General features: G+C 72.8%; 19 protein-coding genes. 8 read left to right on the top strand and 11 right to left on the bottom strand.

Translation table 11 applies throughout. From position 1 onward, the window contains the following. Nucleotides 1–87: 87 nt before the first annotated feature. Nucleotides 88–1,680, bottom strand: coding sequence for a D-alanyl-D-alanine carboxypeptidase/D-alanyl-D-alanine endopeptidase (dacB, locus tag F3L20_RS01800; protein ID WP_167534444.1), 1,593 nt, complete (start codon nucleotides 1,678–1,680; stop codon nucleotides 88–90). 79 nt (nucleotides 1,681–1,759) lie between these two features. Between dacB and F3L20_RS01795 the strand changes: the two genes are divergently transcribed. Continuing rightward, on the top strand, nucleotides 1,760–2,251 hold the full coding sequence (locus F3L20_RS01795; protein ID WP_024885835.1) for an inorganic diphosphatase: 492 nt from the start codon (nucleotides 1,760–1,762) through the stop codon (nucleotides 2,249–2,251). 130 nt (nucleotides 2,252–2,381) lie between these two features. Beyond that, nucleotides 2,382–4,082 carry a threonine/serine ThrE exporter family protein gene (locus F3L20_RS01790; protein WP_150151478.1) on the top strand — a complete coding sequence of 567 codons (1,701 nt, stop codon included), beginning with the start codon at nucleotides 2,382–2,384 and terminating at the stop codon, nucleotides 4,080–4,082. Between the two features lie 35 nt (nucleotides 4,083–4,117). Here the strand turns inward: F3L20_RS01790 and F3L20_RS01785 are convergent, their stop codons facing one another. Together F3L20_RS01785 and F3L20_RS01780 are read right to left on the bottom strand one after the other, a co-directional pair. Next, nucleotides 4,118–5,176, bottom strand: coding sequence for a DedA family protein (locus F3L20_RS01785; RefSeq protein WP_150151475.1), 1,059 nt, complete (start codon nucleotides 5,174–5,176; stop codon nucleotides 4,118–4,120). 189 nt (nucleotides 5,177–5,365) lie between these two features. Further along, nucleotides 5,366–6,127 carry a MerR family transcriptional regulator gene (locus F3L20_RS01780; protein WP_150151472.1) on the bottom strand — a complete coding sequence of 254 codons (762 nt, stop codon included), beginning with the start codon at nucleotides 6,125–6,127 and terminating at the stop codon, nucleotides 5,366–5,368. Between the two features lie 101 nt (nucleotides 6,128–6,228). Here F3L20_RS01780 and F3L20_RS01775 point away from each other — a divergent pair, with 101 nt between their 5' ends. Together F3L20_RS01775 and F3L20_RS01770 are read left to right on the top strand one after the other, a co-directional pair. Continuing rightward, nucleotides 6,229–7,515, top strand: coding sequence for an ion channel protein (locus F3L20_RS01775; protein WP_150151469.1), 1,287 nt, complete (start codon nucleotides 6,229–6,231; stop codon nucleotides 7,513–7,515). Nucleotides 7,516–7,576: 61 nt separating this feature from the next. Continuing rightward, nucleotides 7,577–8,986 carry a glutamate decarboxylase gene (locus F3L20_RS01770; protein WP_150151466.1) on the top strand — a complete coding sequence of 470 codons (1,410 nt, stop codon included), beginning with the start codon at nucleotides 7,577–7,579 and terminating at the stop codon, nucleotides 8,984–8,986. Nucleotides 8,987–9,028: 42 nt separating this feature from the next. Here F3L20_RS01770 and F3L20_RS01765 read toward each other — a convergent pair whose 3' ends face one another. The 5 genes from F3L20_RS01765 to F3L20_RS01745 all read right to left on the bottom strand — a co-directional run bounded on the left by F3L20_RS01765 (nucleotide 9,029) and on the right by F3L20_RS01745 (nucleotide 13,948). Further along, complete coding sequence (locus tag F3L20_RS01765) at nucleotides 9,029–9,757, bottom strand: ABC transporter permease (RefSeq protein WP_150157186.1); 729 nt, start codon at nucleotides 9,755–9,757, stop codon at nucleotides 9,029–9,031. Between the two features lie 35 nt (nucleotides 9,758–9,792). Further along, nucleotides 9,793–10,764: an ATP-binding cassette domain-containing protein gene (locus tag F3L20_RS01760; RefSeq protein WP_150151463.1), complete on the bottom strand. Its 972-nt coding sequence runs from the start codon at nucleotides 10,762–10,764 to the stop codon at nucleotides 9,793–9,795. A 74-nt stretch (nucleotides 10,765–10,838) separates the two neighbouring features. After that, nucleotides 10,839–11,480, bottom strand: a complete 642-nt coding sequence (locus tag F3L20_RS01755) for a PadR family transcriptional regulator (RefSeq protein ID WP_150151460.1) — start codon at nucleotides 11,478–11,480, stop codon at nucleotides 10,839–10,841. 82 nt (nucleotides 11,481–11,562) lie between these two features. Further along, nucleotides 11,563–13,023 carry an aldehyde dehydrogenase family protein gene (locus F3L20_RS01750; protein WP_150151457.1) on the bottom strand — a complete coding sequence of 487 codons (1,461 nt, stop codon included), beginning with the start codon at nucleotides 13,021–13,023 and terminating at the stop codon, nucleotides 11,563–11,565. A 100-nt stretch (nucleotides 13,024–13,123) separates the two neighbouring features. Beyond that, nucleotides 13,124–13,948: a helix-turn-helix domain-containing protein gene (locus tag F3L20_RS01745; RefSeq protein WP_051490012.1), complete on the bottom strand. Its 825-nt coding sequence runs from the start codon at nucleotides 13,946–13,948 to the stop codon at nucleotides 13,124–13,126. Between the two features lie 386 nt (nucleotides 13,949–14,334). Here F3L20_RS01745 and F3L20_RS01735 point away from each other — a divergent pair, with 386 nt between their 5' ends. After that, a complete protein-coding gene (locus F3L20_RS01735) occupies nucleotides 14,335–14,844 on the top strand; it encodes an ATP-binding protein (RefSeq protein WP_150151454.1) in 510 nt (169 codons plus the stop codon). A 123-nt stretch (nucleotides 14,845–14,967) separates the two neighbouring features. Here the strand turns inward: F3L20_RS01735 and F3L20_RS01730 are convergent, their stop codons facing one another. Continuing rightward, nucleotides 14,968–15,252, bottom strand: coding sequence for a DUF397 domain-containing protein (locus tag F3L20_RS01730; protein ID WP_150151451.1), 285 nt, complete (start codon nucleotides 15,250–15,252; stop codon nucleotides 14,968–14,970). 377 nt (nucleotides 15,253–15,629) lie between these two features. Here F3L20_RS01730 and F3L20_RS01725 point away from each other — a divergent pair, with 377 nt between their 5' ends. Then, nucleotides 15,630–16,196, top strand: a complete 567-nt coding sequence (locus F3L20_RS01725; protein ID WP_382685357.1) for a hypothetical protein — start codon at nucleotides 15,630–15,632, stop codon at nucleotides 16,194–16,196. Nucleotides 16,197–16,266: 70 nt separating this feature from the next. On the opposite strand, the gene F3L20_RS01720 is transcribed toward F3L20_RS01725, so the two are convergent. Continuing rightward, nucleotides 16,267–17,382: a DUF2786 domain-containing protein gene (locus tag F3L20_RS01720; RefSeq protein ID WP_150151448.1), complete on the bottom strand. Its 1,116-nt coding sequence runs from the start codon at nucleotides 17,380–17,382 to the stop codon at nucleotides 16,267–16,269. 88 nt (nucleotides 17,383–17,470) lie between these two features. Between F3L20_RS01720 and F3L20_RS01715 the strand changes: the two genes are divergently transcribed. After that, entirely contained in the window at nucleotides 17,471–18,217 is a 747-nt protein-coding gene (locus F3L20_RS01715; protein ID WP_150151444.1) for a Clp protease N-terminal domain-containing protein, read from the top strand. Between the two features lie 75 nt (nucleotides 18,218–18,292). Beyond that, nucleotides 18,293–19,993: a bifunctional 3'-5' exonuclease/DNA polymerase gene (locus F3L20_RS01710; protein WP_150151441.1), complete on the top strand. Its 1,701-nt coding sequence runs from the start codon at nucleotides 18,293–18,295 to the stop codon at nucleotides 19,991–19,993. Here the strand turns inward: F3L20_RS01710 and F3L20_RS01705 are convergent. Continuing rightward, nucleotides 19,953–21,977, bottom strand: coding sequence for an AfsR/SARP family transcriptional regulator (locus F3L20_RS01705; RefSeq protein ID WP_150151438.1), 2,025 nt, complete (start codon nucleotides 21,975–21,977; stop codon nucleotides 19,953–19,955). The genes F3L20_RS01710 and F3L20_RS01705 overlap by 41 nt on opposite strands. Between the last annotated feature and the right edge of the window lie 160 nt (nucleotides 21,978–22,137).

Raw genomic sequence — 22,137 nt, 5'->3', positions numbered from 1 at the left:
GGGCAAGGCCCCGAAGTGGGTGAGGGAGTCGGCCCCTCGCCTCTGCAGCGCGCCCGTCGCGCAGTTCCCCGCGCCCCCTGAGGGGCTTCAGCGGCAGCCGCAGGCCGACAGGGCGGTGGCTGCCTTGTCGAGGGCTGTCTGGGCCGCGTCCGGCCCCGGGGTGTCGTTGGCCAGGAAGGCGAACGACAGAAGGCGCCCGTCACGGTCGACGACCGTGCCGGCCAGCGTGTTCACGCCCGTCAGCGTGCCGGTCTTGGCGCGGACCACACCGGCCGCACCGTCCTCGTACCGGCCGGACAACGTGCCGGTGAAGCCGGCGACCGGCAGCCCGGTGAGGACGGGCCGCAGCTCGGGGTGGGCCGGGTCGCCGGCCTTGACCAGCAGGGCGGTGAGCAGGTCGGCGGTGAGCCGGTCACCCCGGTCGAGACCGCTGCCGTCCTTGACCTCGATGCCCTTCACGGGCAGCTTCAGCTGCTTCAGGCGGGCGGTGACCGCCGCTCCCCCGCCCGCGAAGTCGGCCGGCTTGCCGGTGGCGACGGCGGTGTGCCGGGCGAGCGCCTCGGCGAGGTCGTTGTCGCTGTGGGTCAGCATCCGCTCCACGAGCGAGGCGAGCGGCGGCGAGGAGACCGTCGCGAGGGTGGTGGCGCGGGTCGTCGACTTGGACGGGCCGGGCGGCGTCGCCGTGATCCCGTGATCCTTGAGCAGGTCCCCGAACGTCCGGGCGGCGTCGGCAGCGGGGTCCGCGACGCGTGGCGCGGGTCCGCTGGAGGAGTCGTCGGTGCGCCCCTCGTCGGCCATCAGGGGGGTGACGGCGGCGAGGTTGGGGTTGACCCCGATCGGGTGCATCGTGCCGCCCTTGTAGAGCGTCGTGTCGTACGACAGCGTCACCTTGCGCACGCCCCGCTTGCCGAGGGCCGCGGCGGTGCGCGCGGCGAGGTCCCGCAGGCTCGCGAACCCCTTGGCCTGCTTGCGGGCGGTGAGCGTGGGGTCGCCGCCGCCGACCAGGACGACCTCCCGGGTGTCGGGTTCGTAGACCGTGCGGGTGGTGAGGCGGTGGTCGGCGCCCAGGGCGGACAGCGCGGCGACGGCGGTGGCGATCTTCGTGGTGGAGGCGGGGGTGAGCGCGTCGCCGGAGCCGTCGCCGTAGAGCCGCTTGCCGGTGGCGACGTCGACCACGGCGGCGGACCGGCGGCCGAGCGCCGGAATGTTCAGCAGCGGGTCGAGGACGGCGGCGAGCGCCTTGCCCGCGGGCGCCGACCGCACGGTGGTGGCGGTGCCGCCGAGGCCGGTGAGGACGGAGGGGGCGGGCGGGGCGGCCTGCGGTCCGCGCGGCGGGGTGCCGGCGTGCGCCCGGGAGCCGTCGTGATCTGTGCCACGCGAGGCCGCCAGGGCCACGGCCCGGTCCCGCTCGGCCGTACGCTGACCCGTGGAGTCCCAGGGGCCGGCAGCGGTCACCACACCCGCGGCCAGCGCCAGACCGGCAGTGGCGGCGGTCGCGGTGTACCAGCCGGTACCGGGCCGCGCGACCCGCGGGGCCTGCGGCGATCCCGGCCGGCCCCACCGCGTGAACCACGGCCCGGCGGCCGCGGCGACGCGCGCCAGACGCGGTCGTACGGCGTCCGCGATCCGCACGACGTGCGGTCCCGCGGCCCGCCAAGGCCTCAGCTCTGGCACGACCACCAGCCCCTTTCGCGATCACACACCTGCGTGAGGGACACTTAACCACCAGAACTATGTGCTGATCATGGAGGAGCGTCCGGTGGAGTTCGACGTCACGATCGAGATCCCGAAGGGTTCGCGGAACAAGTACGAGGTGGACCACGAGACGGGTCGGATCCGCCTGGACCGTCGGCTCTTCACCTCGACCGCCTACCCGACCGACTACGGCTTCGTCGAGAACACCCTCGGCGAGGACGGCGACCCGCTGGACGCGCTGGTCATCCTGGACGAGCCGACGTTCCCGGGCTGCCTGATCCGCTGCCGCGCCATCGGCATGTTCCGCATGACCGACGAGGCCGGCGGCGACGACAAGCTGCTGTGCGTCCCGTCGACGGACCCGCGCGTGGAGCACCTGCGCGACATCCACCACGTGTCGGAGTTCGACCGCCTGGAGATCCAGCACTTCTTCGAGGTCTACAAGGACCTGGAGCCCGGCAAGTCCGTCGAGGGCGCCGACTGGGTCGGCCGGGTGGACGCCGAGGCCGAGATCGAGCGGTCCTACAAGCGCTTCAAGGACCAGGGCGGCCACTGAGCACCGCCGCCGAGAGGCACCGGACGGGCCGCACGCGCACGCGTGCGGCCCGTCTCGCTGTGCCTGCGCAAGACCGGCGTGGCACGGGGCACACTGAGGGACGGTGTCGTCAGCAGGGAGAGCACAGCACGTGACGGACGCGGAGGACCGCAAGCCACAGTCGGACGAGGCGAGGAACGCCTTCGTACCCCCCTCCGGTGTCGCGGCACCGGCCGACAGCGAGTCGCAGACGACCTCAGAGTTCGCCGTCCCCGACGGGCTGGCCGTGCCGAAGCCGGGCCCGGAGTCGGAGACCACCTCGGAGTTCGCCCTTCCGGACGGTCTGGACGTGGCCCCGCCCCCGCCGTCGCCGGAGGCGGAGGGGTCGGCGTTCAGCACGCCGAGGACCTACAGCGCACGGCAGGCCGCGGCCTTCACCCCGCCGGCCGGCGTCCCGCTGGTGCGGCTGACCAAGGACGTGCCCTGGCAGGACCGGATGCGCACGATGCTGCGCATGCCGGTGACCGAACGGCCCGCCCCGGAGCCGGTGCAGCGGCACGACGAGGCCGGTCCGGCCGTGCCGCGCGTGCTGGACCTGAGCCTGCGTATCGGTGAGCTGCTGCTGGCCGGCGGTGAGGGCGCCGAGGACGTGGAGGCGGCGATGTTCGCCGTGTGCCGCTCCTACGGCCTGGACCGCTGCGAGCCCAACGTCACCTTCACCCTGCTCGCGGTCTCCTATCAGCCGTCACTGGTCGACGACCCGGTGACGGCCTCCCGCACGGTGCGCCGCCGCAGCCCCGACTACACCCGGCTGGCGGCCGTCTACCAGCTGGTGGACGACCTCAGCGACGACGAGACCCAGGTGACCCTGGAGGAGGCGTACCGGCGGCTGGCGGAGATCCGCCGCAACCGGCACCCCTACCCGGGCTGGGCGCTGACCCTCGCGAGCGGGCTGCTCGCCGGCTCCGCCTCGGTGCTGGTCGGCGGTCAGCTGCTGGTGTTCGTCGCGGCGGCGATCGGCGCGATGCTCGGCGACCGGCTGGCGTGGCTGTGCGCCGGGCGCGGACTGCCGGAGTTCTACCAGTTCACGGTGGCCGCGACGCCGCCGGCCGCGATCGGTGTGGCACTGACCCTGGCGCACGCGGACGTGAAGGCGTCCGCGGTGATCACCGGTGGTCTCTTCGCGCTGCTGCCCGGACGGGCGCTGGTGGCGGGCGTGCAGGACGGCCTGACCGGCTTCTACATCACGGCGTCCGCGCGTCTGCTGGAGGTCCTGTACTTCTTCGTCGCCATCGTGATCGGCGTGCTGACGGTGCTGTACTTCGGCGTGCAGCTCGGCGCCAATCTGGTCCCGGACGCAGCGCTCGGCGGCTCGGACCCGCAGCCACTGCTGCAGATCACGGCGTCGCTGGGGCTGTCGCTCGCGTTCGCCGTACTGCTCCAGCAGGAGCGGGCCACGGTGCTGATGGTGACGCTGAACGGCGGGGTCGCCTGGGTGGTCTACGGGGCGATGCAGCAAACGGGCAACATCTCGCCGGTGGCATCCACGGCGGTGGCGGCGGGTGTGGTCGGCCTGTTCGGGCAGCTGCTGGCCCGCTACCGGTTCGCGTCCGCGCTGCCGTACACCACGGCGGCGATCGGGCCGCTGCTGCCCGGTTCGGCCACCTACTTCGGTCTGCTGGGCATCGCGCAGAACGAGGTCAACCGGGGTCTGACGTCGCTCACCAAGGCGGTGGCGCTGGCGATGGCCATCGCGATCGGGGTGAACCTCGGATCGGAGATCTCCCGGCTGTTCCTGCGGATCGGCTCCGCGGAGAAGCGCCGGGCGGCGAAGCGGACGCGAGGCTTCTAGACCTCGGCCCACGGCAGCCGCCGCCCGGCACCGGCTCAGTAACCGCCGTTGTACGGCTGCTGCCGGTCGTACTGCTGGTCGTCCCCGTAGGGCTGCTGCCGGTCGTCCTCGTAGGGCTGCTGCCGGTCGTCCCCGTAAGGCTGCTGCCGGTCGTCCCTGTACGGCTGCTGCCGGTCGTTCCCGTAGGGCTGCCGCGGGTCGTACTGCCCGCCGTCGCCGTACGGCTGCTGCTGGTCGTACCTCTGACCGTTCCCGTACTGCTGCTGACGGGGCTGCTGCTGCGGGTGGCCGTTCGGGGTGTTGCCGTAGGGCGGGCGGGGCTGCTGCCGGGGGTGGCCGCCCTGGTTGCCGTAGGGCTGCTGACCGGGCTGCTGCGGGGCGGCCGGGGTGACACGGCGCAGCTGGGTGGTGGCGTCGTCCATGACCGGCGGCTGGGCGTACTGCGGGGCGGCGGCCGGGGCCTCGGCGGCGGCGCGCTTCTTCTTCCCGCGTTCGCGCAGGTACTCGATGAGGATCGGGACCACGGAGACGAAGACGATCAGGATGAGGATCGCCTCGACGTTGGTCTTGATGAAGTTGATCTGGCCGAGCCAGTACCCGGCGAGGGTGACACCCGTGCCCCAGGCGACACCGCCGATGATGTTGTACGTGAGGAACGTGCGGTACTTCATGCGGCCGGCGCCGGCCACGATGGGCGCGAAAGTCCGCACGATGGGGACGAAGCGGGCCAGGACGATCGCCTTGGGGCCGTACTTCTCCATGAACTCGTGGGCCTTCTCCAGGTTCTCCTGCTTGAAGAGCTTGGAGTTGGGCCGGCTGAACAGCCGGGGCCCGAAGAACTTGCCGATCATGTAGCCGACCTGGTCGCCGATCACCGCGGCGAGCACGATCAGGAGGCACACCAGCCACAGCGGCTGGCTGATGTAGGTCCCCTCGGCCACGAACAGACCCGCCGTGAACAGCAGGGAGTCACCGGGCAGGAACGCGAAGAGTCCGGACTCCGCGAAGACGATCAGCAGGATGCCGGGGAGGCTGAAGGTCTCGATGAGGTAGTCCGGGCTCAGCCACTCGGGGCCGAGCGCAAGCGTGGTCACGGGGATGTGGCTCCTGCAGCTGGGGGTCAAGGGCGGGGGCTGGCTGCCCAAATTATGAACGCAACCATTGAAGCCCAGGTTCCGCGGGGGTACCCAGGATGCACTGTGCCCCCGCCCGGGGAAAGCCGCGAGCCGGCGCCATGAGCGATCGCCGCTGGTCGTGGCCCGGGCCGTCCGGGCCACGACCGCTCAGGCGGTGTGCCGTACCGCGTTGGCGAGGATCGCGTCCCGCATGTAGGCGGCCAGACCGGGCTTGGCCTGGTCGATGTTCCGCGTGAACCGCTCGTCGCCGACGTACATCTCGCCCAGGCAGGTGTGCATCTCGTGGCCGCAGTCGTAGTGGTTGCGGGAGATGCCCCGGCGGTGGTCCTCGGCCGCGTCCATCGCGGCCTCGGAGTCGGCCGGCTCGCCGGCCTCCATCAGGGCGACGAACCGGCGGGTCAGCTCGTCGGCCTCGCGCTGGATCCGCTGCCAGTCCTCCTTGGTGTAGGAGGCCGTCCGCTCCCGCGACTGGCGGTAGGCGTCGGTGTCGCCCCAGCGTTCCTGGACCTCCTCCTGGTACTGGTCGGGGTCGAAGTCCCCGAAGACCTCGAACTTCTCCTCCGGTGTCAGGTTGATCCCCATCGTGCGTGCCTCCATGGCCTGTTCCACGGCCGCCGCCATCTTCTGCAGCCTCTCGATCCGGGCGGTCAGCAGGTCGTGCTGGCGGCGCAGGTGCGCGCGCGGGTCCGCGTCCGGGTCGTCGAGCAGGGCGGCGACCTGCTCCAGCGGGAAGCCGAGCTCGCGGTAGAACAGGATCTGCTGCAGCCGGTCGAGGTCGGCGTCGCCGTACCGGCGGTGCCCCGCGTGGCTGCGCCCGGTCGGCACCAGCAGGCCGATGGCGTCGTAGTGGTGCAGGGTGCGCACCGTGACACCGGCGAAGCCGGCCACCTGTCCTACGGAGTAGCTCACTTCCGCTCCCCTTCCGTTCCGTGCCCCAGCCTGGGTCCTCACGCCACGTGAGGTGCAAGCGGGTTCCCGGTTTATCCCTTTCGCCCGCTTATCGTGTGCGCGTGGCCCAGGACAGCACGCAGCCGGCTCCCGCCGCCGTCCCGGCGACCGCGGCGCGCACCCTCCTGCCGACCATCGTGCCCGCGCTGCTGGTCGGCGTGGTGACGAGCCTGGTCCTGCTCGGGGTGAGCGCGGCGGCCGAGGAGCTGCAGGACGTGTTGTGGCAGACCCTGCCGGACGCGGTCGGCGTCGGCCGGTACTCCGTGCTGTGGATGTTCACGGTGCTCGTCGCCACGGGGGTGGCGGTCGGGCTGGTGGTCTGGAAGGTGCCCGGCCACGCGGGCCCCGACCCGGCGACCACCGGGCTGGAGGCGCCGGTGCTGCCGCCCGCGGTGCTGCCCGGGCTGCTGCTGGCGACCGCGTTCGTCCTGGCCGGCGGCCCCAGCCTGGGTCCGGAGAACCCGATCATCGCGGTGAACGTCGCGCTGGCCCTCTGGCTCGGCACCCGGGCCTTCCCCCGGGCGCCGCAGCGCGGGTGGGTGGCCCTGGCGGAGGCGGGGACCATCGGCGCGCTGTTCGGCACACCGGTCGCCGCCGCGCTGGTGATCTCCGAGGCGCTGGCCGGGCAGCGCGTGAAGGGGCAGCTGTGGGACAGCCTCTTCGCCCCGCTGGCCGCCGCCGGGGCCGGGGCCCTCACCACCACGCTGGTGTCCGAGCCGAGCTTCGACCTGCATCTGCCGCCGTTCGGGCGACCGGGCTGGAGCGACCTGCTGGCGTCCCTCGTGGTCGCCCCGGCGGGCGCGCTGCTCGGCATGTGCGCCGTGTACGCCTTTCCCTTCGTCCACCGGGCGTTCGGGCGGCTGCGCCACCCGATGCTGATGCTCCCGGCCGGCGGCGCCGTCCTGGGCGGCCTCGCGGCGCTCGGCGGACATCTGACGCTGTTCAAGGGGCTCGACGAGATCGCCGAGCTGGCCCGCGACCCGGACGGCTGGTCGGCGGGCGAGTTCGCCACGATGACGGTGGTGAAGCTGGCCGCGCTGCTCGTCGCCACCTGCAGCGGTTTCCGCGGCGGCCGGATCTTCCCCGCGGTGTTCGTGGGAACCGCGCTCGGCCTGTGCGCCCACGCGCTGGTGCCCGCGGTGCACCCGGCGGTCGGCGTGTCGGCGGGCGTCCTGGGCCTGCTGCTGGCCGTCACCCGACAGGGCTGGGTCAGCCTGTTCGTCGCGGCCGTGCTGGTCGCCGACACCGGCATCCTCACCCTCCTCTGCCTGGCCACCCTTCCCGCCTGGCTGCTCGTCACGGGCCGCCCGCACATGCAGTTGCGGGCGGACGGGACGGCGGTCCGGTGACCGTCCGCTTCCCTCTCCGAACGGCCCGCGCCCGGGCCGTCCGACACCGTACGGAGGACCCATGCCGCTGCACCAAGGCCGGACGGCCGGCGAGCGCCCGCTGTCCGTCAACCCGTTCCTCGGACCGGCGAACCCGGTCGGGGGTATGACCGAGGCGCCGCCCAAGCACCGCCTCCCGGACGACCCGATGGCGCCGTCGACGGCGTATCAGCTGGTGCACGACGAGCTGATGCTGGACGGCAACGCGCGGCTGAACCTGGCCACCTTCGTCACCACCTGGATGGAGCCCGAGGCCGGGCTGCTGATGGCGGAGTGCCGGGACAAGAACATGATCGACAAGGACGAGTACCCGCGCACCGCCGAGCTGGAGCGGCGCTGCGTGTCGATGCTCGCCGACCTGTGGCACGCCCCCGACCCCGACAAGGCCGTGGGCTGTTCGACCACCGGCTCCAGCGAGGCCTGCATGCTGGCCGGTCTGGCGCTCAAGCGGCGCTGGTCGCTGCGCAACGCCGGCCGGTACCCCTCGCGCGAGGCCCGCCCCAACCTCGTGATGGGCGTGAACGTGCAGGTCTGCTGGGACAAGTTCTGCACCTTCTGGGAGGTGGAGCCCCGTCAGGTGCCCATGGAGGGCGACCGGTTCCACCTCGACCCGGCGGCGGCCGCCGAGCTGTGCGACGAGAACACCATCGGCGTCGTCGGCATCCTGGGCTCCACCTTCGACGGGTCCTACGAGCCGATCGCCGAGCTGTGCGCGGCGCTGGACGACCTCCAGGAACGCACCGGCCTGGACGTCCCCGTGCACGTCGACGGGGCGTCCGGGGCGATGATCGCGCCGTTCCTCGACGAGGACCTGGTGTGGGACTTCCGCCTGCCGCGGGTGGCGTCCGTCAACACCTCCGGGCACAAGTACGGGCTGGTGTACCCGGGTGTGGGCTGGGTGCTGTGGCGGGACGTGACGGCGCTGCCCGAGGAACTGGTCTTCCGGGTGAACTACCTGGGCGGCGACCTGCCCACCTTCGCGCTGAACTTCTCCCGCCCGGGCGCCCAGGTCGTGGCGCAGTACTACTCCTTCCTGCGCCTGGGCCGCGAGGGCTACCGGGCGGTGCAGCAGGCCGCCCGGGACGTGGCCACGGGGCTGTCCGCGCGCATCGAGGCGCTCGGCGACTTCCGGCTGCTCACCCGGGGCGACGAGTTGCCGGTGTTCGCCTTCACCACCGCGCCGGACGTGACGGCGTACGACGTCTTCGACGTGGCCCGGCGGCTGCGGGAGACCGGCTGGCTGGTGCCCGCGTACACCTTCCCGGCGAACCGTGAGGACCTGGCGGTGCTGCGGGTGGTGTGCCGCAACGGCTTCTCCGAGGACCTCGCCGACCTGTTCGCCGAGGACCTGACCCGGCTGCTGCCGGACCTGCGCCGCCAGCCGCACCCGCTCACCCGGGACCGGAACGCGGCGACGGGATTCCACCACTGACCGTGGTCCGGCTCCCGCGCGCATGGGAGCCGGACACGTGTTTCAGCGGCTGAGCCGCGCGAACCGCCGGACCGCCAGCGGGAAGAAGACCGCGAGCAGGGCGAGCGGCCAGGCGATCGCCGCCCCCACGTGCCCCGGTTCCCCGCCGGGCCCGCCGAACAGGTCCCGTACGGCCGTGGCCGTGTGGGACAGCGGGTTCCATCCGACGACCGTGGCCAGCCAGCCGGGCATGGAACCGGGGGTGGCGAAGGCGTTGGAGAGGAAACCGACCGGCCAGACCAGGATCTGCACGGCCTGCACCATCTCCGGCCTGCCCGCCACCAGCGCCAGGTGGATGCCGATCCACAGCATCGCGAACCGGAACAGCAGGAGCAGCCCCACCGCGCCCAGGAACGCGGCCGGTCCGCCGTGGGCGCGCCAGCCCAGCGCGGCGGCCACGCCGAACAGCACCACGAGACCGAGCGCCGACTGGAGCATGTCGGCCGCGGAGCGGCCCACCAGCACCGCGCCGTCCGCCATCGGCATGGACCGGAAGCGGTCGAGGACCCCCTTGTTCATGTCCTGGGTGACTGCGATCATCGTGCCCTCCAGCCCGAAGGCCATGGTGAGCGCGAGCATGCCCGGCACCAGGAAGTCGAGGTAGTCGCCGCTCACCCCCCGGCCGCCGCCGACCAGGTAGCCGAACATCAGCAGCAGCATCACCGGGAAGACCAGGTTCACCACCACGGCGACCGGCTGCCGGCCCCAGCGGGCCAGCTCCCTGCGGGTCATGGTCCAGGAGTCGGTCAGTGCGTAGGCCGTGCTGCTCACGCTGCCTCCTTCACTCGTTCGTCGCGCCCGGTCAGATGCAGGAACACCTCGTCGAGGGTCGGTCTGCGCAGGGCGATGTCCTCGGCCTCGACACCGGCGCCCTCCAGGGCGCGGACCACGGCGGCGAGGGCCGCCATGCGGTCGGTGACGGGGGCGCTCAGCAGCCTCCGGTCGGTGTCCACGGTGACCGCCTCCCGCTCCACGGGCAGCAGGGCGGCGGCCGCGTCCAGCTGTCCGGCGTCGCGCAGGACGACGTCGATGCGGTCGCCGCCGGTGGCCGCCTTGAGCTCGTCGGCCGTGCCGTCCGCGACGACCCGGCCGGAGTCCACCATCGAGACCCGGTCGGCCAGTTGGTCGGCCTCCTCCAGGTACTGGGTGGTGAGCAGGACCGTCGTCCCGCCGCCCACCAGGGAGCGGACCGCGCTCCACACCTCCGCGCGCCCGCGCGGGTCGAGTCCGGTGGTCGGTTCGTCCAGGAAGAGCACCTCCGGTTCGGTGATCAGGGAGGCGGCGAGGTCCAGCCGGCGCCGCATGCCGCCGCTGTACTGCCGCACCGCCTTGGCCCCGGTGCCGGAGAGCTCGAAGCGCTCCAGCAGTTCGCCGGCCCGGGCGCGGGCCCGCCGTGCGCCCAGGTGGTGGAGGCGGCCGAACAGTTCGAGGTTCTGCCGGCCGCCGAGTTCCTCGTCGAGTGCCGCGTGCTGGCCCAGCAGGCCGATCCGCAGCCGTACCTCGTACGCCTCGCGCACCACGTCGTGCCCCGCGACCACGACCCGGCCGGAGTCGGGGCGCAGCAGGGTGGACAGGACCCGCACCAGGGTGGTCTTGCCCGCGCCGTTCGGCCCGAGCACCGCGTGGACCGTGCCCCGGGCGACGGTGAGGTCGAGTCCGTCCAGTGCGGGTGTGCCGGTGCCCTTGGGCCCCCGGTACGTCTTGCGTGCTTCCTCGACGGTGATCGCCGCGTCGGACACTGAAGCCCCCTTATTAGTCAAACTTGACTAGCGCCTCGACCGTAATGCCCGGCCCACCCACTCGTCAAACTTGATTACTCGACATCCCCCGGATGCCGCTGTCCCGTCCCGTACGGGTTCTCCTCGCCCTCGGCGAGCACGCCGACGAACGGCTCGCCCTCGCCGGCGAAGGTGTAGGCGCCGCCCCGGATGCGTTCGACGAGGCCGCGGGTCCAGGCGGCACCGGTGTCCGCCGAGTGCACCCAGAAGTCCATGATCTCGCCGATGTGGCCGAGCCGGCCCGGGCCGCCCTCGGGCGTGTAGTACTCCGTGACGGCCTTGCGCCACTCCCCGATCGACGCCAGCCGCTGCTCCAGCAGGGCCAGGGCCTCCGCCCGCTCCAGGTCGACCATCAGGCCGAGCCCGGCCGAGAGCACGTCCGGCTTCTGGTCGTAGGAGGTCAGCGCCTCCCGCAGCAGCCGGAAGTACTCCTCGGCGCCCTGCTCGGTGACCTCGTACTCCGTGCGCGGCGGGCCGCCCGCCGTGGAGGGGGCGGTCTCGTGCGCACGCAGCAGTCCCTGCTTGGCCATCTGCTTCAGCGCGTGGTAGATCGACCCGGGCTTGGCGTTGGACCACTCGTGCGCGCCCCAGTACTCCAGGTCGTTGCGCACCTGGTAGCCGTGGGCCCGCCCGTGCTGGCGCACCGCGCCGAGCACGAGAAGACGGATCACTGACATGCGGACCAGCGTAGGCCCGCTTCCGGCCGGGCCGGAAGCGGGCCTGCGAGGCGCGCGGTACGTACGGGGCCCGGGGTGCGGCTCAGAACGGGAAGCCGCTGCGGCCGTGCTGCACCGAGATCCACTTCGTGGTGGTGAAGGCGTCCAGCATGGTGTCGCCGTTCAGCCGGCCGACGCCGGAGTGCTTCTCGCCGCCGAACGGCACGATCGGCTCGTCGTGCACGGTGCCGTCGTTAACGTGGAACATCCCGGAGTCGATCTGCTTGGCGAAGCGCACGCCCCGCTCGACGTCCCCGGTGTGCACGGCACCGCTGAGCCCGTACGGGGTGTCGTTCACGATGCGTACGGCCTCCTCCTCGCCCTCGAACGGGACGAGGAAGGCGACGGGGCCGAACACCTCCTGGCGCAGCAGGGCGGAGTCCGCGGGCAGGCCGGTGACGACGGACGGCTCGACCAGGTTCTCGCGGCGGGCGCCGTGCACCAGGGCGGTGCCGCCCTCGGCGAGGGCCTGCTCGACGACACCCATGAGGGCGTCCGCCTGGCGGGAGTTGATCACCGGGCCGATGACGGTGTCCGGGTCGCGCGGGTCGCCGGCCTTGAGGGAGCGGACCTTGGCCACGAACTTCTCGGTGAACTCGTCGGCCACCGCGCGGTCGACCAGGACGCGGTTGGCGGCCATGCAGACCTGGCCCTGGTGCACGTACCGGCTGAACACGGCCGCGTCGACCGCGTAGTCCACGTCGGCGTCGTCGAGGACGACCAGCGCGCTGTTGCCGCCCAGCTCCAGCACCGCGCGCTTGAAGAGGGAGGCGCACACGGTCGCCACGTGCCGGCCGACCTGGTCGGAGCCGGTGAAGGAGATGACCTTCGGGACCGGGTGCTCCAGGAAGGCGTCACCGATCTCCGCGATGTCGGTGATCACGACGTTGAGCAGACCGGCGGGCAGCCCCGCGTCCTCGAAGATCTTCCCGATCAGGGAGCCGCCGACGATCGGCGTGTTCTGGTGCGGCTTGAGCACCACGCCGTTGCCCAGCGCGAGCGCGGGGGCGACGGACTTCAGCGACAGCAGGAAGGGGAAGTTGAACGGGCTGATCACGCCGACCACGCCGACCGGCACCCGGTAGACGCGGTTCTCCTTGCCGTCCACCGGCGAGGGGATGATCCGGCCCTCGGGGGCCAGCGCCAGGTGCACCGACTCGCGCAGGAACTCCTTGGCGAGGTGCAGCTCGAAGGCCGCCTTGAGGCGGGTGCCGCCCAGCTCGGCGACGATCGCCTCGGCTATCTCCTCCTCGCGCTCCTCGACCAGCCGGAGCGCCTTCTCGAACACCGCGCGGCGGGCGTAGGGGTTGGTGGCCGCCCACTCCTTCTGCGCGCGGGCGGCCGACCGGTACGCCTGGTCGACCTCGTCGACCGTGGCGATGGTGATCGACGCGAGCTTCTCGTCGTCGTACGGGTTGAAGTCGATGATGTCCCAGGAGCCGGTGCCCGGGCGCCACTCACCGTCGATGTACTGCTGAGCCAGGTCGGTGAAGTACGACGACATGCGATCCCTCGATCCCTTGCTGCGTCAGCAGAGCGCTGATCAGCTCCGTGGTCTGATCGCACGTCATCGTACTTGTGTTTCAAGGGAGTTGGCGGCGCCCTCAGGACAGTTGCAGCAGGCCCCGGAGCAGGTCCCGGCTCTCCGCCGGACCCGGGCTGTCGTGCTGCAGTTCCTTGAGCGCCTTCTCGTACTGGGCCACGTCCTCGGACTTGTCCAGGTAGAGCGCGCTGGTGAGCTGCTCCAGGTACACGACGTCCGACAGGTCGGACTCGGGGAAGCTGAGAATGGTGAACGCGCCGGACTCCCCGGAGTGGCCGCCGAGGCTGAACGGCACCACCTGAAGACGGATGTTGGGCCGCTCGGAGATGTCGATGAGGTGCTGGAGCTGGCCGCGCATCACCGCGCGGTCGCCGTAGGGCCGGCGCAGGGCCGCCTCGTCGAGGACGACGTGGAACTCGGGGGCGTTCTCCGACACCAGGTACTTCTGCCGCTCCAGGCGCAGTGCCACCCGCCGTTCGACGTCGGCGTCGCTCGCGCTCTTCATGCCGCGCCGCACCACCGCGCGGGCGTACTCCTCGGTCTGCAGCAGACCGTGCACGAACTGCACCTCGTAGGCGCGCAGCAGGGAGGCCGCGCCCTCCAGGCCCACGTAGGTGGGGAACCAGCTGGGCAGGACGTCCGAGTAACTGTGCCACCAGCCCGCCACGTTGGCCTCCTTGGCGAGGGAGACCAGCGAGGCCCGCTCCTGCTCGTCCGTGATGCCGTACAGCGTCAGCAGGTCTTCCACGTCCCTGGTCTTGAAGCTCACCCGGCCCAGCTCCATCCGGCTGATCTTCGATTCCGAGGCGCGGATCGAGTAGCCCGCGGCCTCGCGCGTGATCCCCCGCGCCTCACGCAGTCGCCTGAGTTGTGATCCGAGCAGCATGCGCCGCACCACCGATCCCGGCTCTCCCGCGCTCACGTTCGACAGCCTCCCCAACGGTCTTCAGGGCCCGCAGTCTGCCACTAAAACACTTCGAGCAGTACTCGACCGGTTACGGAAACGGAATCCAGCTCAGCGATCCGGTCAGGAACGTGCACCGGACGGACGGCGAAGCGCAACCGGATGAGAAGAGAACAGCCAGGAGGGAACGAGGAGATGACGGAAAAATTGCCCAACAAACCCGTACGGTGGGGCTGATTTCGGTCAGCTGCACGTGCATCTGCCCTTGCATCTGCTGTACGCATCCGAAACCATGGTCTCCGCACCACCGCCGCCTCGCTACGACCGCGAATTCGGGAGTGCCTCGCATGGGGACGAATGGATCGACCATGCTCGAGCCGTTACGGCAGGGCCTTCCTCCGCTGAACCTCGCGGCCGCCTCCGACGCAGCGTCCTGCGCCCTGCACGCCCGCTACGAAGCGGTGCGCGAGGCACGGCAGTTCACCCGCGCGACCCTCGACCAGTGGCACATGGGCGACCGGTTCGACGACGTCTGCCTGGTGGTCTCCGAACTGGTCACCAACGCCCTGCGCCACGCGCTGCCGGCCGGTGCCCCGGGACCGGCCGCCCCGGAACCGCCGGTCCGGCTGCACCTGATGCGGTGGACCGGGCGGCTGGTGTGCGCGGTGCGCGATCCCAGCGACGACAGTCCGGTCACCCGGGACCCCGGGGACCTGTCCCACGACTGCTCCGCCGAGTCGGGGCGCGGTCTGTTCCTGGTCGACTCGTTCAGCGACAGCTGGGGCTGGCACCCGCTCGCGGGCGCGCTCAGCGGCAAGGTGGTGTGGGCGCTGTTCCGGCACCCGGGTGCGGCGGACCGTCCGGTGCCCGGCCTCTGACACCTCCGGGCGCATATGCGTGCGGCAGGTCTACGCGCGTTGCCGACCGGGGTGCGGGCCGGCTTCCGGACGAGATCGCCGGGCGGCACCCGGTTTCTCCGGACTCCGGCCGCCCGGACGGCGTCAGCCCGCGACCAGGTGGTCGAACTCGCCGTCCTTCACGCCCAGCAGCATGGCCTCGATCTCCGCACGCGTGTAGACGAGCGCGGGCCCCTCGGGAAAGCGGGAGTTGCGCACCGCGACGTCCCCGCCGGGCAGCCGGGCGAACTCCACGCAGGACCCCTGCGAGTTGCTGTGCCGGCTCTTCTGCCAGGCCACACCGTCCAGCCGGGTGGCCGCCATGCCGTTGTACACGCCGGACGCGCCGGCACCGTCGCGCCCGTCGCCGTCGTACACGTCGTGGTCCACAGGTCGCTCCCCGCTGGTGCACTGGCTGGTGTGGCCATTGATGCAGTAGTCAACTGACCCGGATCATAACTCCGTTCACCTGCATATGCATGGGCAGATGCACGTGCACGCGGGGTGTTCCCCCGATTACAGCCTCACCGGACCCCCGATGTCCGCTTTGACGGACGCTTTACCGAACCTCGCTGCTTCAAAGACGCACGCGAGCGCCTTTGTGTTCCCTCGTGTGCCGTTCTGGTGGGAGGACGGTGACGTGCCTCCGACGAGCCGGCGCCGGGGGTGCGAGGTCCGTCACGCGGGTCTGGCCGGGTACCGGGCGGTTCCTGTTAGCTGGCTGCGGTCGTCCGGCCGTCCGGGCCGGCTACAGGGAGGGGCTCGCAGTGACTTCGAAGGCTTCGGTGGGTACGGCGGACCGGGCCGGTCCGGCGGCGTACGGGCGGACACGTCGCGGAACCCGTTCCCGGCGCGCGCGGATCGCCGCCGCGGCCGTGGGTCTGGTCGGCACGCTCACCCTGACGGCGTGCAGCGACGGCGGCTCGGACGACCACCCGTCCTCGTCCACGCCGCCGGCCACGCGCACCCCGGACGACGGGGGCGGGACGGGAGGCTCCGGTGCGGGCGAGGCCCCGGCCGGGGGACTCCAGGGCAGCTGGCTGACGACCGCGGACGGCAACGCGGTGGTCCTCATGGTCACCGGCGGGGAGGCGGCCCTGTTCGCCACGGGCGGCACCGTGTGCAGCGGCACCGCGACGGAGGACGACGGGGGCGGCTCGATCAGCCTGAAGTGCCCGGCCGGCAACGGGGACCGTACGAAGGGCACGGTGGAGTCGGTCGACTCGACGTCCCTCACGATCGCCTGGACGGGCGGCGCCGGCACGGAGACATACACCAAGGCGGAGGGCGGCTCGCTGCCTCCGGGGCTGCCGACGGAGGGCCTGGGTTCCTAGGCCCCGTCCGCCGGATCCGCGGCAGGACCCGGCAGCCGTCTCACCGGCCGCGAGTGCGGCCCTGGCGGGCTCAGGGCAGGCGCGGCCGCCCCCGCACCTGCGCCTCGTCCGCCGCGCGGGCTCCCTGTTCCCAGCCCGCCGCGTCGCTCACGCCGCGCAGGCGCGTGGTGGTCGTCTCCGGGAACAGCCGGTCCGTCCGTTCGGTGACCGCGACCTCCCGTGAGGCCAGGACGGGCAGCAGGTCGTCGCTCACCTGCACCTCGGCCGCCGCCGCGAGCCGCGCGCCCACGCGGTGCGCGTACGCGGCGAGGAAGGACTGCCGGAAGGTCTTGGTCCGCTTGCGGCCGCCCTTGCGCTGCTCGGCCTCCGCCCTGGTCATGGCTGTGGTTGCCTGCACCAGGAGCGAGGTGTGGAGCAGTTCGACCGCCTCCAGGTCGGAGGCGAAGCCGACCACCGTGGAGAAGCCGAACGGCTCGTTCCACACCGCCCGGCAGTGGTTCGCCGTGGCGACCGCGTCCAGCAGTACCGCCTTGGCCTGCTCGTACGGCGGCTCCACGCCGATCCGGCAGGCGTCCGGCGTCCGGGCGGCGGGCGACCGCGCCGCGAGCAGCGCCTCGTCGACGCTGTGCCGCGCCATCAGTTCCTGCGCCTTGGCGCTGAGCGCCTCCGCCTCCTCCGGGAACCCCGTCCCCTCCGCCTTCGCCAGCAGCGCCCGGATGCGGCCGAGCACGCGCGACTCGGGCCGCCGCTCCCGCCCGCCGGGTGCCGTCACGTCGTCCAGCGGTTCCAGCGGGGGCAGCCGCAGCAGCAGTCGGTACAGCTCCAGGACGGCGGTGGCGTACGAGAAGCGGTCACCGCGCGGGCCGGTGTCCGTCGGCAGTTCGTCGAGCTGGGCCTTCCAGCGCGGCCCGCGCGGCCGGCCGTCGCGCGGCGCCCGGGCCCGGATCAGGGAGGCGGCCAGGCGTACGTGGGTCTCGTCCAGTTCGCGGCGCACCACCCGGACCACGTCGGCGGGCTGCCAGCCGCGCTGCCACGCGCTCGCCACGAACTCCTCGCCACGTCGCGCCAGTTCCGCGTCGGCGGCCGGGTCGGCCGCGAGCAGCGAGGCAGCCGTGTCCAGGGCGTCGTCGCCCGTGTCGTAGAGGGCGGATCGGAAGGCGCGGTCGACGGTGCCGGACGTACTCACACACCCGATCGTGCCATGCCTCGGAATGTCACTCGAAGGTGTCAACCACGGGTTGACACTCCCCTACTGTCAACTTACGGTTGACACCATGACGACGAACCCCGCCATCAAGTCATCCGTCCGTCTCGACGACCTCATCGCGGCCATCAAGACGGTCCACGACGAACCGCTCGAACAGCTCCAGGACGCGGTGCTCGCCGGCGAGCACCTCGGTGACGTCGCCGACCACCTGATCGGCCACTTCGTCGACCAGGCCCGGCGCTCCGGCGCATCCTGGACGGACATCGGCAAGAGCATGGGCGTCACCCGGCAGGCCGCCCAGAAGCGCTTCGTGCCGAAGGAGGGCAACGACCTCGACCCGAACCAGGGCTTCAACCGCTACACGCCCCGCGCCCGCAACACGGTCATGGCCGCCCACAACGAGGCCCAGGCCGCCCACAACGCCGAGGGCCTCCCCGAGCACCTGGTCCTCGGCCTGCTGGCCGAACCGCAGGGCCTGGCCGTCAAGGCGATCACCGAGCAGGGCGTCACCCTCGACGCGGTCCGTGAGGCCGCACGCGCGGCGCTGCCCCCGGCCGTCGAGGACGCCCCCGAGCTGGTGCCGTACGGCCCGGCTGCCAAGAAGGTCCTGGAGCTCACGTTCCGCGAGGCCCTGCGCCTCGGCCACAACTACATCGGCACCGAGCACATCCTGCTCGCGCTCCTCGAACACGAGAACGGCACCGGTGTGCTCAGCGGTCTCGGCGTCGACAAGGCCGCCACCGAGCGGTACCTCGTCGAGATGCTCGCGCAGTACGTCGAGACGAAGACGGAGGGCGAGCCGGCGCGGGACTGACCGCCGGGCTGGACGACACCTCCCACGACGCCTCCCACCAGGCCGTTGTCAGACCCCCCTGCGACACTCGCGTACATGACCGGCCGCTGGGCGCTCGCTCCGGCCGAGGACGGTGGCGTGGACGTCGCCCCCCTCGGCCCGGACGGGCTGCCCTGCGGGCCGGTGCGGCGCGAGGCGGACCTCGCCGAGGCCGTGCGGAGCCGGCCGGGCGTGGTCCGGTGGGTGTGGCGGTCCACCGCCGAGGTGTATCCGCGCCTGCTCGCCACGGGGGTGCGAGTGGAGCGGGCCTACGACATCGAGGCCGTCGAGACCCTGCTCCTCGGCCACGAGGGGCGGTACGGGGAGCCGCACTCGGCCGCCGCCGCGCTGGCCCGGCTGCGCGGCGGCCCCGTACCGCCCGATCCGCCGCAGCGGCACGCCGAACCGGGTGCGCAGTCGCCGCTGTTCGACCCGCAGGCGACCCCGCTGCCGCTGGCCGACCTGCTCGCGGTCTACGCCGAGCAGCAGCGGCGCACCGACGCCACCGCGCACCCGGACCGGATGCGGCTGCTGACCGCCGCCGAGTCGGCCGGCACGCTGGTCGCCGCCGAGATGAACCGCGCGGGGCTGCCCTGGCGCGCGGACGTGCACCGCGCGGTGCTGCACGACCTGCTCGGCGAGCGGTACGCGGGCGGGGGCGAGCCGCGCCGGCTGGCCGAGCTGGCCGACGAGGTGTCCACCGCCTTCGGCCGCCGGGTGCGGCCCGACCTGCCGGCCGACGTGGTCAAGGCGTTCGCGCAGGCCGGGATCAAGGTGACCTCGACCCGCCGCTGGGAACTCCACTCGGTCGACCACCCGGCGGTCGAGCCGCTCCTGGAGTACAAGAAGCTGTACCGGATCTGGGTCGCCCACGGCTGGTCCTGGCTGCAGGACTGGGTGCGTAACGGCCGCTTCCGCCCGGAGTTCCTCGCGGGCGGCACGGTGACCGGCCGCTGGGTGACCAACGGCGGGGGCGCCCTGCAGATCCCCAAGGTGATCCGCCGCGCGGCGGTCGCCGACCCCGGCTGGCGGCTCGTCGTCGCCGACGCCGACCAGATGGAGCCCCGGGTGCTGGCGGCGATCTCCCGCGACCCCGGGCTGATGGAGGTGGCCGGGCGTGAGAGCGACCTCTACCAGGCGGTGTCGGAGCGGGCCTTCTCGGGCGACCGCGACCGCGCCAAGATCGCCGTGCTCGGCGCGGTCTACGGCCAGACCTCCGGCGACGGCCTGAAGAACCTCGCCGCGCTGCGCCGCCGCTTCCCCAAGGCCGTGGCGTACGTCGACGAGGCCGCCCGCGCGGGCGAGGAGGGCCGGCTGGTGCGGACGTGGCTGGGCCGCACCTGCCCGCCGGCCGCCCGGACGACGGACGACGCCACGGAGGAGGCGGGCATCCCGGTCGGGCCGGCCGGGGAGGAGGACCGCGCCTCCGACGCCCGCGTGTGGGTCCCCGGGTACGCCTCGACCGACGCCCGCGCCCGCGGCCGCTTCGCCCGCAACTTCGTGGTCCAGGGCAGCGCGGCCGACTGGGCGCTGCTGCTGCTCGCGGGGCTGCGCCAGGCGCTGACCGGGATGGCGGCGGAGCTGGTGTTCTTCCAGCACGACGAGGTGATCGTCCACTGCCCCGAGGAGGAGGCGGAAGCGGTGACGGCGGCGATCCGCGGGTCCGCCGAGGCGGCGGGCAGGATCGCGTTCGGGCAGACGCCGGTACGGTTCCCGTTCAGCACGGCGGTGGTGGAGTGCTACGCCGACGCGAAGTGACCGGCCGCCGCTGTCGGACCTGACCGTCCCTGGCCCCGTCCCCGTCGTCGCCCCCGCCCTCGCCCGCCGTAGCCCCGGCCGCGCGTTCGCGGGCGAAGTCACGGACCAGCTCGTACGGCACGTAGCGCCCGTACGCGGTCTCCTCCAGCAGGGCCACGTCCACGAGCCGGTCCAGTGCCGCCTCTGCCCGCATCTCGTCGATCCCGGCGAGCCGCGCCAGCACCGGGGCGGTGCAGGACGGCAGGTCGTGGGCGCCGAGGTGGCACAGGGCGAGGGCCGCGTCCCGGTCGACGCGGCGCTCGGAGGCGGCGAGCGTGTCGTGGGTGACGGCCAGCGAGCGGCGGACGCTGAGGTCGTCGTACTCCAGGTGGGACAACCTGTTTTCGGCGGCGGTGAGTTGTCCGGCGAGCGCGTCCGGGGTGAGGGCCCGGCGCGCGGCGAGCCGGGCCGCGACCACCCGCAGCGCCAGCGGAAGGCGCCCGGTGAGCGCGACCAGCGGATGGCCGGCGGCCAGGCCGTCCCGCCCCGAGGCGGCGCGCAGCAGCTCGGCGCTCTCCTCGCCGGTCAGCGGACCGAGCGGGAAGCGCGCGAAGCCGTCGAGGGCGGTGAGGGGTGAGCGGCTGGTGACGATCACGGCACAGCCCCCTCCGGCCGGCAGCAACGGCCGTACCTGGGCGGCGCTCGCGGCGTCGTCCAGCACCAGGAGCGTGCGGGTGGGTGCGAGCAGGGACCGCAGCAAGGCGGATGCGGCTTCCTGGTGTTCGGGGATGTCGCAGGGTGAGACACCGAGGTCACGCAGGAGCACGGCGAGCGCCTGCGCGGCGGTCAGGGGTGCCGTACCGGGCACCGTGCCCTGCAGGGCGACGTACAGCTGACCATCGCTGAAACGTTCCGCCAGGGCATGCGCGACATGGAGCGCGAGGGCGCTCTTGCCGACCCCGGCCGTCCCGCTCAGGACTACGGCGGCGGCACCTCCGCCCGTGCCCGGCGCCCCGGCGAGCGCCTGCCGTATGTCCTCCCGTACGCGGGCCCGTCCGGTGAACCAGGCGGGTGGGGGCGGCAGTTGAGCGGGCCGCACCCGCCCCATGCCCTCACCCGACCGGTCCGATCGGTCCGGGCGGTCCGGGCGATCCGGGTGATCCGGGCGGTCCGGGCGGTCCGGGCGGTCCGGGCGGTCCGGGCGGTCCGGGCGCTGGGGCCGCGCCCCGCTCCCCCGCAGCACCGCCACGTGGGCCTCGCGGACCCCCCGCCCCGGCTCGACACCGAGTTCGTCGGCCAGGCGGGCCCGCAGATCACGGTGGACCACGAGGGCCTCCGCCTGGCGGCCGGTGCGGTGCAGCGCGAGCATCAGCTGCCGGTGGTACGCCTCACGCAGCGGATGCTCGGCGGCCAGCGCCGCCAGTTCGGGGACGAGGTCGGCGAGACGGTCGCCGCCCAGGGCGAGTTCGGCGTCGTGGCGCCACTCCAGGAGCAGCAGCCGCGCCTCCTCCAGCCGCCGCACCAGGGCGTACCCGCCCACCTCCTGCGGCAGCCCGGCCAGCGGACTGCCCCGCCACAGCGCGAGCGCGCCCTCGCAGGCGCGGCGCACCCGCTCCCAGTCGCCCTCGACGTACGCGGCACGGGCGGCGGCGGTGTGGGCGTCGAAGACGTGGACGTCCAGCTCGCCCTCGTCGACGCGGAGCACGTACCCGGTGGGCACGGTGACCAGCCGGTCCGGCTCGTCGAGCAGCCGCCGCAGCCGGGCCACGTGGTTGTGCAGCGAGGGCAGCGCGGAGAGGGGCGGTGCGGCGCCCCACAGGGCCTCCTTCAATGCCTCCACGGAGACGACCCGTCCGGCGTCGAGCAACAGGACGGCCAGCAGTGTGCGCAGCTTGGGACCGGTCACGGTGAGAAGCGGGGCGTCACCCTGCTCCTCACCGGCCCGCTCACCGTCGTGGAGGACCGGTGTCCCGAGCAGTCCGAAACGCAGCACGCGCCGTGTCACGCCGCACCACTGCCTTCCGGGTGACCGAACGGGGATCCATTGGCCATATGTTAGCCATCGGTTGGCAAGGTTTGATGTGATCACTACATCGGATCTGGCCCGGGGGTGCGCGCGTCAGCCGCGCAACTCGGGGGAGTGTCGCCGCCGTGGCCCGATCCGA

It is taken from the genome of Streptomyces tendae (genome assembly GCF_008632955.1).
Taxonomy (GTDB): domain Bacteria; phylum Actinomycetota; class Actinomycetes; order Streptomycetales; family Streptomycetaceae; genus Streptomyces.
Note: the sequence above shows the minus strand (reverse complement) of the source record. Positions and strands in the feature narration are given on the sequence as shown.

Coding starts and splice junctions, on each gene's coding strand:
- F3L20_RS01770 (WP_150151466.1), top strand. CDS start 7,577: ATGCCGCTGCACCAAGGCCGGACGGCCGGCGAGCGCCCGCTGTCCGTC.
- F3L20_RS01765 (WP_150157186.1), bottom strand. CDS start 9,757: ATGACCCGCAGGGAGCTGGCCCGCTGGGGCCGGCAGCCGGTCGCCGTG.
- F3L20_RS01755 (WP_150151460.1), bottom strand. CDS start 11,480: ATGTCAGTGATCCGTCTTCTCGTGCTCGGCGCGGTGCGCCAGCACGGG.
- F3L20_RS01750 (WP_150151457.1), bottom strand. CDS start 13,023: ATGTCGTCGTACTTCACCGACCTGGCTCAGCAGTACATCGACGGTGAG.
- F3L20_RS01745 (WP_051490012.1), bottom strand. CDS start 13,948: ATGCTGCTCGGATCACAACTCAGGCGACTGCGTGAGGCGCGGGGGATC.
- F3L20_RS01735 (WP_150151454.1), top strand. CDS start 14,335: ATGCTCGAGCCGTTACGGCAGGGCCTTCCTCCGCTGAACCTCGCGGCC.
- F3L20_RS01715 (WP_150151444.1), top strand. CDS start 17,471: ATGACGACGAACCCCGCCATCAAGTCATCCGTCCGTCTCGACGACCTC.
- F3L20_RS01710 (WP_150151441.1), top strand. CDS start 18,293: ATGACCGGCCGCTGGGCGCTCGCTCCGGCCGAGGACGGTGGCGTGGAC.